This window comes from Endozoicomonas sp. Z74 (assembly GCF_057680865.1).
The window spans coordinates 1-13,103 of sequence record NZ_JBLYZI010000009.1 but is presented as its reverse complement, the minus strand read 5'-3'; the positions used below and the strand labels follow the sequence as shown (position 1 = coordinate 13,103).

General features: G+C 51.3%; 11 protein-coding genes. 6 read left to right on the top strand and 5 right to left on the bottom strand.

Going from position 1 to position 13,103, the window contains the following annotated elements:
• Window positions 1–283 precede the first annotated feature (283 nt).
• The 4 genes from zipA (at window position 284) to ACNRUY_RS04180 (ending at window position 4,957) form a co-directional block, all read left to right on the top strand.
• On the top strand, window positions 284–1,582 hold the full coding sequence (gene zipA / locus ACNRUY_RS04195) for a cell division protein ZipA (protein ID WP_488110393.1): 1,299 nt from the start codon (window positions 284–286) through the stop codon (window positions 1,580–1,582).
• 190 nt (window positions 1,583–1,772) lie between these two features.
• Entirely contained in the window at window positions 1,773–3,824 is a 2,052-nt protein-coding gene (gene ligA / locus ACNRUY_RS04190; protein ID WP_488110392.1) for an NAD-dependent DNA ligase LigA, read from the top strand.
• 56 nt (window positions 3,825–3,880) lie between these two features.
• Window positions 3,881–4,477 (top strand): transglycosylase SLT domain-containing protein, encoded by a 597-nt coding sequence (locus ACNRUY_RS04185; protein WP_488110391.1) that lies wholly within the window; start codon window positions 3,881–3,883, stop codon window positions 4,475–4,477.
• A 78-nt stretch (window positions 4,478–4,555) separates the two neighbouring features.
• Window positions 4,556–4,957: a hypothetical protein gene (locus ACNRUY_RS04180; RefSeq protein ID WP_488110390.1), complete on the top strand. Its 402-nt coding sequence runs from the start codon at window positions 4,556–4,558 to the stop codon at window positions 4,955–4,957.
• A 113-nt stretch (window positions 4,958–5,070) separates the two neighbouring features.
• Here the strand turns inward: ACNRUY_RS04180 and ACNRUY_RS04175 are convergent, their stop codons facing one another.
• The 4 genes from ACNRUY_RS04175 to ACNRUY_RS04160 form a co-directional block, all read right to left on the bottom strand.
• Window positions 5,071–6,327, bottom strand: a complete 1,257-nt coding sequence (locus ACNRUY_RS04175) for a hypothetical protein (RefSeq protein WP_488110389.1) — start codon at window positions 6,325–6,327, stop codon at window positions 5,071–5,073.
• A gap of 223 nt (window positions 6,328–6,550) precedes the next feature.
• Window positions 6,551–6,781: a YheU family protein gene (locus ACNRUY_RS04170; RefSeq protein ID WP_488110388.1), complete on the bottom strand. Its 231-nt coding sequence runs from the start codon at window positions 6,779–6,781 to the stop codon at window positions 6,551–6,553.
• Window positions 6,782–6,821: 40 nt separating this feature from the next.
• On the bottom strand, window positions 6,822–7,655 hold the full coding sequence (gene tsaA, locus ACNRUY_RS04165; protein WP_488110465.1) for a tRNA (N6-threonylcarbamoyladenosine(37)-N6)-methyltransferase TrmO: 834 nt from the start codon (window positions 7,653–7,655) through the stop codon (window positions 6,822–6,824).
• 127 nt (window positions 7,656–7,782) lie between these two features.
• A complete protein-coding gene (locus ACNRUY_RS04160) occupies window positions 7,783–8,955 on the bottom strand; it encodes a MalY/PatB family protein (RefSeq protein WP_488110387.1) in 1,173 nt (390 codons plus the stop codon).
• Between the two features lie 216 nt (window positions 8,956–9,171).
• On the opposite strand from ACNRUY_RS04160, the gene ACNRUY_RS04155 reads away from it, so the two are divergent.
• Window positions 9,172–10,089: a hypothetical protein gene (locus tag ACNRUY_RS04155; RefSeq protein ID WP_488110386.1), complete on the top strand. Its 918-nt coding sequence runs from the start codon at window positions 9,172–9,174 to the stop codon at window positions 10,087–10,089.
• Window positions 10,090–10,092: 3 nt separating this feature from the next.
• On the opposite strand, the gene mnmH is transcribed toward ACNRUY_RS04155, so the two are convergent.
• A complete protein-coding gene (gene mnmH, locus ACNRUY_RS04150; RefSeq protein WP_488110385.1) occupies window positions 10,093–11,220 on the bottom strand; it encodes a tRNA 2-selenouridine(34) synthase MnmH in 1,128 nt (375 codons plus the stop codon).
• A gap of 286 nt (window positions 11,221–11,506) precedes the next feature.
• Between mnmH and ACNRUY_RS04145 the strand changes: the two genes are divergently transcribed.
• Window positions 11,507–12,994: a hypothetical protein gene (locus tag ACNRUY_RS04145; protein ID WP_488110384.1), complete on the top strand. Its 1,488-nt coding sequence runs from the start codon at window positions 11,507–11,509 to the stop codon at window positions 12,992–12,994.
• Window positions 12,995–13,103 lie beyond the last annotated feature (109 nt).

The following is a 13,103-nucleotide window of genomic DNA, read 5'->3' as shown; positions in this document are numbered from 1 at the left end:
ATTCTATGGTTCGTTTAAAAAATTCCGGATTGGCTATGAAGGGATTGCTATTAAAAGGAATAGTGCCCTGATAGCCAGTCAATATTGGCCGTAAGGCAGCCGCTCTTTTGAAGAGCATGAAAACACTGCACTTTCAAGACTTTCAAGGTAAACTACTGGCTCATTACAGCGGGTATTCACTGCTATTGATAACTGATTACGCAGATGATGAAAGCAGGGCATCGGGTCACAGGCAGAAAGCTTCGGCCGGGTGTCGTTTAAGAGTTTACGGGACAGCATGGAAATGAGTTTGACACAATGGCTGATCGTCGGCGGAATACTGCTCATTGTTGGCATTATAGCGGATGGCTTCAGAAGAATGCGGGTGGCCAGGAAGCGGTCAACTGAGCTGAGCTTTGGGCTGGAAGAAGTCCGGGGTTATGATGATGAGTTTTCCAGTGAATTGCCCAATGGTGGTGCCCGTTCGACCCGAATGGGTGAGGCCGGCCATAAAAGAACTCACAAAGATGCTCCCCGGGAAAGGGTTGAACCGGGTTTCTCATCAAGCCCGTTTGATGACTCCATGGACCAGGAGGGACTGTATAGCGGACACCATTATCCCGATGGTGAAGAGGCTTATCATGAGCCTCCGACCCTTGAAACCGAGGTTGTACCTCAGGGACCGGCGGTTGTTGAACCTGAGGCAGAGCCCCTTGAGGTTCGTGACCAGGGAGCGCTGGATCTGGATGAGCCGGTGCCGGTTCTGATGAATCTGGAAGAGCCCTTAGCCGATAGAGAGCCTTCAGCGGAAAGAGAACCGCCTGTCGTTAAAGAACCGGTTTTTGATCCAGAGCCTGTTTCTGCAGTCAATGAACCCTCTCTTCCAGAGGAAACCAGGCATACCGGGGCACCCTCCTTTAAGGCTGAGAGCCTGCAGGAATCCATTAACGACTCCGGTTTTTCGAACATTTACCCAGAGGCTGCTATTCGGCCGGGAAAAAGTGCTCCTTCAAGACAGAGGGCTGCAGCGCGTGGTCAGGCTCGTAATAAAGAGCATCATGAGTCGGCTGGGCATGCTGCTCATAGAGCAGCGAGGACTGAGGGTGCGGTCAACCGGGAAAAGACTCGTGCTCCCAGAGCCGAAAAGCTGAGTGAGCGGCCACCAGCAGCTGAGGTGATTGTGATCAACGTTCTGGCCCGTGGTGGCGGCTCCTTTGATGGGGCGCAGCTGATGCAGTCACTGCTGGCTTCAGGTATGCGTTATGGTGATATGTCCATCTTCCATCGTTATGCCAATGCCGATGGTACGGGCAGTATCCTGTTCAGTATGGCCAACGGGGTGAAACCGGGGACCTTTGATCTTGACAGCCTTGAGACCACTGAGACCCCCGCATTGAGTTTCTTCCTGGGTCTGCCTGGACCGGAAAAGCCAGTGCAGGCGTTTACCATGATGGAAGAAACGGCCAGGAGGCTGGCACTGGATCTGGGTGGCGAGCTGAAAGACGAGCATTTCAGTGTGATGACCCAGCAGACCCTTGAGCACTGTCGTCAACGTATTCGTGAATATGAACGGAAGCAGCTGGCCAACAAGCCTCTGGTTTGACCGTGCTTTTTTATGCATAGACTTTTATGGGCTATCGACATTTTCGTTGTTACAGACATTTGATGCAAATGGGCTCCCTTCAGGGAGCCTATTTTTAAACAGTGGCGTAACCCTTTTTCCAGACCCGTTTTTTTCAAGGTTTTCACACAGTCTGCGGGTTACTCTCCAGGCTGAAAATCCAAAGTGAACTATGACCGTATCCTCTTCAGATATTCCCTCCATTGAACAGGCGCAGCAGGAGATCCTGCAATTACGCGAGCAGCTTGAATACCATAATCATCGCTATTATGTGATGGATGACCCGGAAGTGCCGGACGGTGAATATGATCGTCTGTTCCACCGGCTGAAGGAGCTTGAAACCGCCTATCCAGACCAGGTGATGTCATCTTCTCCTACCCAGCGGGTGGGTGCCAGCCCCCTGAAGGCGTTTGGCCAGGTACGTCATGAAATGCCTATGCTGTCACTGGATAACGCTTTTGATCCTGAAGATCAGTCCGAGTTTAACCGGCGGGTGACCGAAAGGCTTGGAATTGCTGGAGAGGTTGAGTATGCCTGCGAGCCCAAGCTGGACGGCATTGCGGTCAGCCTGCTTTATGAGGAGGGGCTGCTGGTTCGTGGCGCCACCCGGGGGGACGGTACAACGGGTGAAGACATTACCCAGAATATCAGAACCATTGCTTCTATCCCCCTTAAATTACGGGGAGAGGGCTGGCCCCGGCGATTGGAAGTCCGTGGTGAAATTTATATGCCCAAGGCGGGTTTTGAGCAGCTGAATAAGCGGGCCAGGGCAAGAGAGGAGAAGCCTTTCGTTAACCCCAGGAATGCGGCAGCGGGCAGTCTCCGTCAGCTTGATCCCCGGATTACCAATAAACGTCCATTGACCATGTACTGCTACAGTGCAGGTGTGGTTGAGGGAGGGAGCCTTCCGGAAAAACACAGCGAGATTCTTGAGCGGTTCGCCCGGTGGGGGTTGCGGATTAATCCTGAACTGAGAGTGGTTGCCGGGGTTGCAGGTTGTGAAGATTATTATCAGACAATGTCTGACAGAAGGGAGTCCCTGCCCTATGAAATTGATGGCATTGTCTACAAAGTGAATCGGATTGCTGATCAGCAGTCCCTGGGTTTTGTCGCCAGAGCTCCCCGCTGGGCCATTGCCCGGAAATTTCCCGCCCAGGAAGCGGTGACGGTGCTGAAGGATGTGGAATTTCAGGTGGGGCGCACCGGCGCCATTACCCCGGTTGCCCGCCTTGAGCCGGTTTTTGTGGGTGGTGTTACGGTCAGTAACGCCACCCTGCATAATATGGATGAAATCCAGCGTCTGGATATCCGGGTGGGTGACAGTGTGGTGATTCTCCGGGCTGGCGATGTTATTCCCAAAGTAGATCGCGTTATTCACTCCCGCAGGCAGGAAGGTGCAGCTGAAATCACTCCTCCTGACTGTTGCCCTGTATGTCAGTCTGAAGTGGAGAGAGATGAGGGCGAGGCTGCCCTGCGTTGCACCGGTGGATTGTTTTGTTCCGCCCAGCGCAAGCAGGCCATCAAGCATTTTGCCTCCCGCAAGGCGATGGATATTGATGGCCTTGGGGATAAGCTGGTGGATCAGCTGGTGGACCGCCATCTGATCAAAACGGCAGTGGATCTGTTTTCCCTCTCTCCCTACCGGCTGGCAGGGCTTGACCGGATGGGGCCAAAGTCCGCGGATAATCTGATTCGTGCCCTTGACCTCTGCCGGGAGACAACCTTGCCCCGCTTTATTTATGCCCTAGGGATTCGTGAGGTGGGAGAAGCAACGGCCCAGAGTCTCGCCAGTCATTACCCGGATCTGGAGCAGCTGATGTCGGCCAATGTTGATGATCTTCAGCAGGTGGATGATGTGGGGCCGGTGGTGGCGGCTCATATTGAGGCGTTTTTCCGTCAGGAGCATAACCGGGAGGTGATTGAGGGTTTGCTGGCCAAAGGCATTCACTGGCCATCAGCGTCTACCGCGGAAGATGCTGACGAGCAGCCCCTGGCTGGAGAAACCTGGGTTCTGACCGGAACGCTGCACACCATGACCCGGGATGAGGGTAAGGCATTTCTGCAGAAACAGGGTGCCAAAGTCACCGGTTCTGTTTCCGCCAAAACCTCAGCGCTGTTGGCAGGGGAAAAGGCCGGTTCCAAGCTGGCCAAGGCGGAAAAACTGGGGGTTCGTGTGGTGACCGAAGATGAATTTGCCCGGATGATGGAAGAGTGGGGTGAGTGACTGCTTTTTTCGGGCTTTTTCAGGGCTCTTTTTGGTAAAGAGGGGGAGGTGTTGCAGTGGAATCATTAAAACGGTGTTCAGTGGGACGGTTGGCTGTCTTGCTGGTGTTATCGATGATCCTGGCAGGGTGTGCCAGCACCCGTCCCCCGTCGCAACCCCATAATCTTTGCAGTGTCTTCAAGGAAAAAGGCAGCTGGTATAAGGACGCCAAAAAGGCCAATAAACGATGGGGAACGCCCATTCAGGTGATGATGGCCATTATGTATCAGGAATCCACCTACCGGCACGATGCCCAGCCACCCCGTCCCTGGTTTCTGTTTATTCCTCTGCCCAGAAATTCATCCGCCTATGGCTACGCCCAGGCTCAGGATGCTACCTGGGATCAGTATGTAAAAGAGGCGGGCGGGTTTTTCTCCAGCCGGACCGATTTTGGGGACGCCATTGATTTTATTGGCTGGTATACCCACAAATCCCGAAAGCTCAACGGTACTTCTCTCTGGGCTGCGGATCAGCTTTACCTGAACTATCACGAAGGTTGGTATGGCTATCGCCGGGGAACCCACAAGAAAAAGAAATGGCTGTTGAAAACCGCCAGTACGGTGAAACGTCGTGCCAGTGATTATGGGGAGCAGTTGCGGCGATGCCGACTCTGAGCCACTGATCACAGTCTGAAAAAACGGGAAGTCCCGCCGATAAAGTTGACAGTTAACCACTGAACAAGAGTGTGTACTGTGCTTCAGAATCTTTATCTAAGCCGCTATTGCCAATGGCTGGGCTTCCTGACTCTTTGCATTTCCGGATTTACCTGGTGGCTGGATTTGTCCGGAATTGTGCCTGCCTGCATTTTCTGCAGAACTGAACGGACCGCCATGGGCTTGATTGGCATAATGATGATACTGCCACATTGCCGCTACCTGACGGTGCTGCTCACCTGTTGTTTTGCGGCGGTTGGGTTGCACACCGTATCGGCACATCTTTTCCTGCAGCTGAAGCAAATGACCTTTACCTGGCTGTATACCGGACTGGCAACCTCAGCCCTGCTGATCATCTCAGCACAATTGATCGTGATTGTTGAGCGGGCGTGGATCAGGAGCCGAAAGTTGGGTGGAGATCAGGAAACCTGTCGCGTTTGACAATGCACAGTGCTATTGAATCACCCAGCGTTTCCCCTCACCCCAGCTCTCTCCCTCTGGGGCAGGGGGTGGCGATTTCGAGTCAGTACATCAATCCTTAATACCTTTTCCGGTCACTGGTCAGTTGGGTGGGGATAGTCTAACTGGGCTACATACCAGATTCCCACCAGTGTGGGAACTTGATCTCTTGGTTGAAGCCCGTTCATGAACTGGGAAATATCTTCGGAAAGAGAAGTGAAATCAGGGGGAGTATTTTGATGGCTGGGGACAGTAAAACAAAGAGTTGGGAAGGGGGCTTTGTTATCGGCCACAAACACTATGTTGAGGTCGGTCCCGTTGCTGGAGGCAATGAAGAACTGATATTTCACATCTCCCTGGAAAAAGATCAGATACATTTGATGATTGATAAAGGCGCTGGACAGAATCTGGCTTATGGCATCACTCTGATCGCCAATACAGGAGGCGATCAATTCGTTATTGGCATGCAGGCTTAGTTGGCAAGCTTGAGCAAATACGGCGACAGTATTTATGAAACGGTCAGTGTCCTTAGTTTGTGTGCAGATTTTTAGGACATTGGGCATTTGGTCCGTTCCGGGGTCTTTGCATTTAGCCAGGAACTGAATCAGTTGTCTTGTCGTATTTGATGGGGTATTGAGCCCCAGAGAATAATAACTGAACAGGCTGGGTTGTGCATTTAACCTGAGCAGGTGGTTGAAAAATGTGCCGACGCGGCCTGAATGCCAACTAAATAGCCATGCTATACCGAATTGAAGGCAAGATCTTGTCCAGTTTAGGGCGTTCCAGATGCTAAGAGTGCGACTGTTTTCAACGGCTTGATGAAACAAAAAGCTGCTGAGTTGAGAATTGATCTGTGGGTTGTTGACCACGTTGCTGAGGTTTTCATACTCTGAAAAATGAATATTTCCAGAGTCGTTCATGCGGCCTGTTGACCGGGCAAATTCTTCTATAAGTGCTACTGACTCCTCCTGGGTATACCCGTTGGTAACGGGATGATTGATGCGTGATAACGCATGGTATAAATCGGTGGTTGAAACGGTAACGGGATAGCAGATGACGGAAGTTTCCGGGAGGGTTTCCGGTGAAAAATCAAAGATCCAGTGATAACCGTGAAGACTTGATTTGAGGTGGGTGGAAGCATCATAACGGCCCTTTTCCTGTGGTAAGGATTTTTCAGGACTGGCTTTATAGGCGGTCAGAGGTTTCTCACCACAATTCAGCAGGGGCATCAACGGCAAGTAGAGAGGCTGTTTATCATCGCTATCCAGAAGGTCGGTTGGGGTGGATGCTTTCTGTTTTATCGGCTCAGGTATCAAAACAAAGGCCAGGAAAAACAGCGCGTCCTGGGCCACAGCATAGGAACCGTCTGTGGTTTCCCATGACAATGCTGAGCAGGTCAGGGTGATGGAGAGAAAGAGAGTAATGCAATGAACTTTCATTTTGGATTCCTGGTCCAGGCCCCGGTAACTATAGATTGCATCAATAGGGGGATTGGACCGCGGTGTTATCCAAAGGTTCTCTGCCTGGGGCTCAACCCTTTACAGAAGCTCGTTCAGCTGCCGGGTCAGGCTTGCATTATTCTTCGTTTACAGCACAGGTCGCCTTTTCTTTTGGAAGAATGTTGGGCGTCTGGCTCTCCTGGTCAAACACCAGCACCATCTCACCGGACTTCAGGGCTGCCATAACCCGATTCACACGGTCAGGCAGGCTCTGGTCAAAGCCATTATCGGTACCGTCCCGGCTGACAAATTCTTCAATCAGGTTGTTAAGGGTCTCTGGCTCTATCAGGGTATAGGGAATGATCATCGCTCTTGCCGCTGTTTTTCTGATGCTATGGGTTTGTGTTTCATTCAGAGTGACTTGATGGCGTCCGTGGGTTGGTTTTTATTTCCAGTGGCTCAAGTCCTGTCACCAGAAAATGCTCTCCAGTGGAATGCCAGACCACATTGATATCCCATAAGGCGGTTCCATGTCGTCTGTCTGTAGTGTCACGCAAGTAGGCTGGCCTGGGGTCCTGTCCCAGCACCTGGCGGATCAGCTCAATCAGCTTTCTACCGGTTTTGCCTTCATATCTCAGGCATTGCTCCAGGGCCTGTTCCGTGAATTGAACGTCCGCAATTTCCACCGGCAGGGGGGCAAACCCACCCTTTGCTTCGGGCAGGGCGTCGGCATAGGGCAGGTAAGGCTTGATATCAATCACCGGAGTCCCATCAAGCAGGTCTGCAGCCCCCAGTTTCAGGATCAGGCGACCGTTGCCAGACTCAATGCCTTTCAGTTCAACCACGGACATTCCAAGAGGGTTGGGGCGATGGGTTGAGCGGGTGGCAAACACCCCCATTCTCTGGCGTCCCCCCAGGCGGGGTGGTCGGATAGTGGCCCGCCAGCCTTCGTCCATGGTCTGGTGAAACACAAAGTGAATCCAGATATGGGAGAAACCCTCCAGCCCCCGGACCAGGTTTTCCTGATTGTAGGGAGGCATCAGCTCAAGGCTGGCTTCAGCGGCCGTAACGATACCCGGTTGGCGGGGGATTCCAAATTTCTGGCGATAGCAGGAGTGGATAATGCCCACCGGCTCGATCTGGAATGACTGGGGTGTATGGGATGCGGTGTCTTGTTTCACGATGGGCTGGCTGGTCTCAATGGCCTGATAAAATACAGGCCATTGAACCACAAAGGGCATGGAGCGCACAAAGAAAAGCGGCCCTCACCCAAACCCTCTCCCAGAGGGAGAGGGTTTTAAAAGCTGGCATCGCCAAACCCCCTCTCCCTTTGGGAGAGTGCGGGGGTGAGGGTTACCGGATGATTAACTATGCAGCTGTCGACAGTTTTTCTACTGCAGAGGCCATTCTTTTCACCGCTTCTTCCAGCAGGGAACGGCTGCAGCCGAAGTTCAGCCGCAGATAATCAGCATCCCCGAATTGTTTTCCCGGAGACAGTCCCACGCCTGCTTGTTCAAAGAATGCGTGGGGATCGTCCAGCCCAAGCTCACTGACATTAATCCAGGCCAGATACGTGGCCTGGAGAGGCTCCATGGACAGGCCGGGGATGTTGTTGATGGCCTTGAGCAGGTAGTCGTGGTTGCCGCGCAGGTAGTCCAACAGTGCCTGGCGCCAGGGTTCACCATGACGGTAGGCGGCCCTGGCAGCGGTATAGCCAATCAGCATGTTGTCCGGGTCTGGCACAATCCCTTTACGAACCCGGTTGAACCGGTGTCGAACGGTACCGTCAGGAATAATGGCAAAAGCGCAGCCAAAACCGGCCAGGTTAAAGGTCTTTGAGGGGGACATCAGGGTGATGGAATGATCCCGGGAAAAGTCGCTGATAGAAGCGTAGGGAATGTGCTCCGCCTCCCGGTCCAGAATCAGGTCACAATGGACTTCATCGGAACAGACTATCAAGTCATGTTTCTTGCAGAGCAGCTCCAGCTGCTCCAGCTCAGTCCGGGTTAACACCCGGCCGTTGGGGTTCTGGGGGTTACACAACATCAACAGGCGTGTGTCGGGAGTGATCTGCTTTTCAAGAGTGTCCAGGTCCAGTACCCACTCTCCATTTTCCAGGGTCCATTCAACACCGGTCAGTTCACGGCCACCCAGTTTTGGCGCCATCAGAAACGGGTAATACACGGGGATCGGGGAGATAACCGTTTCCCCCGGGCCTGCGTAAGCCCTGACGGAGATATTCAGGGCAGACACCAGGCCTGGCAGCCATACCAGCCATTCCGGTTCGATTTCCCATTGATAAAGGTTCCGGCAGCGCTCAACCACCAGCTGTTCCAGCTCCTGATCGGCCACTGTATAACCAAACACCCCATGATCGATGCGGTGATGAAGGGCTTCCAGTATCTCGGGGGCTGATTGAAAGTCCATGTCGGCCACCCACAGGGGGATGACGTCTTTATGGAATCGGTCCCACTTGAGGCTGGCGGTATCGGTTCGATCGACGATTTTATCGAAATCTACGTTGTCGAAATTGATGGTCACTGCGTTGTCCTGTCCGACGGCTGCTTATTCTGTCAATGGCTTCCAGCACTGATTGTCCACTTGATTGGCGGTGCTTTCAACGTCGGGGTGCTTGATTCACCCCACGGAACGGCAATATTTTGCCCCGGCCGTCAGTCTCTCTTGCGCTTCTCTGGAAAATCAGCGGTTTATGAACAATGCTCAGAAGGTTTTTCTATTTGAGTGGTTGATCGGTTAATGATGAAAGGATTTCCCCTGGCTATCTCTGCGGGTGCCCTCTGGGGGATGTTGCTGGTTGTGCCCCAGTGGCTGTCGGACTTTTCAGTAGCGGATATTACGTTTGCCCGCTATGCCGGTGTTGGCGGGGTGGCGTTGCTGCTATTGCTGTTGAGAAAGCATTCACTTCGTCGCCTGGACTGGCCGGTTGCCCGGCGCTTTCTGGGGATCGCCCTGTTTGGCAATCTTCTGTTTTATCTGGCCCTGGTGGCCTCGATGCCTTTTCTGGGTCCCGTTCCTGCCTGTTTGCTGACGGGAGTGTTGATGTTGCTGGTATTCCCTGCTCATACACCGGAAAAAACAGTGCTTCCCGCTTTTCTGGGGATCGGTTCGGTGGTTCTTGCGGTTTCGGCCAGTGCCGCACAGTTGCCCGAGGCCCATCAGAACGACCTTTTTCCGGGGATTCTGCTGTTATTGGTGGCCACCTTCAGCCGCGTGGTTTATAGCCGCCTTCAATCATCGCTGATGCTTGCGCAACCGGGGCTGGGGTATTCCGACTTCCTGCTGGTGACCGGACTGATGGTCATGCCGGTTTTGCTGCTGATGCTTCCCTTGCTGGTACTCCATAATGAAGTGTTTGGCCTGTTCCAGGGAAGCCACTCGAAAGATCGCTGGCAAACCTTCTGGTGGGTCGCCGGTGTTTCCGGTGTGCTCTTTACCTTGGCTCCCCGGTTAATATGGCGAATCGCCGCCCGGAATATCGGCTCCGCGGATTTATCGGTGCAGGCTTTCTGGGCAGTTGCTTTCGGACTTTTGTTCAATTATCTGCTGGCAGGTCGCCTGCCACAGGGGCAGGAAATACCGGCTCTGGTGTGCTTTGGACTGGCGGTTATCGTTTACTGGCGACATAAAGTCGCCGTGGAAACGTTACGGGCATGATCGTCAGCCCAATTTTTCCAGGATTTTGGGATAATTGTTCATAATGGCCTGGCGGTTGCCCCGGAAAACGATGTCGCTCTGTTTCTGTCCTAACTGATAATCGTACATGGGGTCGTAATAATTCGTGAGCAGTTCACGGATCAGTTCAGAATAACCATTGATGTCACCATTACTTTTCTGTTGGCCAATGGCACTTTGCAGAAGATCCGATAACCGCTGGTAGCGCTCGCCGCCCAGTCTGCGGCGGATACGGAAAAGGCTGCTGGTCAACCCTTCTTCAAACTGTTCAAAGCCTGCCTGATCACCAAAGGCCGCGGTAAAATCGGCGAGATTATCGGTGACGTACTCCTGAAGGCCGATGTTCACCCGCTCTTCCATGGACTCTTCCAGTAATACCAGGGGGGATCTTTGCATTTTGTCCCGAAGGCTCTGGGGCAGACTGCAGCGGCCGATCAGTTTGCTTTCATCTTCCAACAGTACCGGAACCCCGGGTTTGAGGTGACGGTGTTTCAGCAGGGCAATGGCCAGCCGGTTCTCAAAGTCGATCTGGCTGGGTTGCCCGCCATAGCGTCGGCCAAAGCTGGAACCCCGGTGATTGGCCAGGCCCTCCAGATCAATGCTGTCACTGATCCGGTGAATCAGCCGGGTTTTTCCGGTACCGGTTTTGCCACTGAGGATCACCAGTGAGCAGGCCTCTATGGACTTTTCCAGTTCATCAATCAGGAAACGGCGCAGGGCTTTGTAGCCCCCCTTCACCAGAGGGTAAGGGAAGCCGGATTCCGTCAGCCATTCCTGGGTGATATGGGAGCGCTGCCCGCCGCGAAAACAGAAGAGATAGCCCTCAGGGTGCTGTTTGATAAAATCCTGCCACCCTGCCAGTCGCTGCTTTCTGACCTCCCGGGTGGCCAGCTGGTAACCCAGTTCAACGGCGGCATCGTGCCCCCGTTTTTTATAGCAGGTACCGATCATCTCCCGCTGCTGGTTGTCCAGAATGGGCAGGTTGACCGCCTGATCGAAGCTGCCTTTGGTGTATTCGATGGGCGCGCGAACATCCATTAAAGGAGTGTCGTTCAGGAAAATCGATAGAAAGTCTTCTGTGTTCGCTCGTTTCATCGTTGGGTCAAAGGTCATCAGGATCTGCAGTGGCTGGGCAAACGGTTAGTAAGAAGGGGCATAGTTTGGTGCTGATCCGGTGAGGATGCAAGCCCGGTTTACACTGTTACTGAACTGACAATGGCGTATTTGGTATGAGGTAGATGGTCGTCTGTGATTCAAGTTTTTTTGTTGATTATGAACTGCCTGATTCTTTTTCCAGCAAATAAGGAAAGTTCTTTTTTTGATGCATAGGTTGGTCTCTGGCGTTTGCTTTATTTTGTTCTAGAATTCACGATTCTAAATAGATTAAAGGAAAATGGAAGTGAAAAAAATACATTCTGTTGTTTCTACGTTTGCTGTGCTCTTTTTATGTTGTTCAGCTGAGTTATACGCTTCGCCAAGTGAAAATGAAGGTGGTGATGAAGATAAAAGAAAACTGTTAACTATGCTTGAACTTCAAGAAGTTGATCAGAGGCGTGGTGAAGATCAGAATGATGTTCTGCAATTGCTTTCTCCTCTCCTTCTAAGGACTGATGATGAAGAATCAATGGTTGGGCTTTATGAGCGACTTGTTATTGCAGTAGAGGGTGATACAGATCATGAAGAAGTAGGTGAAAATAGATATTCAAATGAAATGACTCAGTTACGAGGTATTCGTAATTTTATGAGGTATGATTTGATGGGGTCAAGGAGTGCTCAAGACGCAGTCTACAGAATAGTGGATTTAATTCAAGGTGCTGATAGAGTAACCCAAAGAGGCAGGTTACCTATATTACGACATCGGTTCCCTCAAGAAACAGATGGTGACGATGAGGAAGAATATAGTAATAATGGAATAGCTAGAGATCAAAGAAGAGGTCTGTTTGAAAACGACCTGGTTTATTCATGTCTAAGTGATGTTGTTTTTTACCCCTGTAATTCTGATCGTCAACTTCTGGTAGCTTGCTCACTTGTTTCACTCGCTGCCATTCAAAGGCAACCAGTTTATCTTGTTACTAGGATTTATGATGCTGGTTCAACAGCTGCTCCGACCTGGGGGATTGTTCAGATAAGTAGAGAAACAGATAATAATGTATCGGTTAGAAGCTATACCTTGTTTGAACTTTCTGACGAAACATCCAGGGCAAGCCTGAGAGAACGTATGCAAGAAAATGCCTCTGCTCTAGTGCTATTTGACCATACCACGAATCGTTATTCTCCGTTACAAATAAGAACTGAAACAATGGCTTCTGAGGGTGCGCAAGCAATGGCCAGTCCTGTCGGTGCCTATAGTTTGTTGTTGCCTCGTGTCATTAATATCCCTATAGCTCTTGGTCTTCCTGGTAGTGGTTCTTCTCCACTGGACATAATTGGTTCTATGCTAGAGCAGGCGAATAAGGCGAGTGAAGAATTATTGACTGTCGTTGCGAGTAAGAACAAGAAATTCCGAGATAAGGAAAAGGAGCTTCGGGATAAGGAAAATGAGTTTCGAAATAAGGAAAGTTACCTAAAGGATAAGGTAGAGGGGTTAAAAATTAAGTTGGAGGTGCTGGAAGAAATAAAATCTAAATATTCTCAAGAAAATACTGATATGAAACTCGACCATGACGAGTTAAAGGATGAGTATGACGAGTTAAAGGATGAGTATGACGAGTTAAAGGATGAGTATGACGAGTTAACTGAGAGGCAGAATGTACTATCTGCTGAGCATGATGGTCTGCAAACAAAAATTAATAGATTGGAATCAGAATATAATAGTTTGAAAAATTCCTGGTCGGTGAAAAGAAATCCAGCTTTCGTGTTTGCGTTTGGGGCCAGGGCAAAAACATGATCAAGAATCAATCAGCCCAAGCACTTTCATCATATAGTCTTCATCCCAGCCACAGGTTTTACGTTTGTTCTTGATACCAGCCTTCACTGAAGTATCAAGCTTGAGAAGG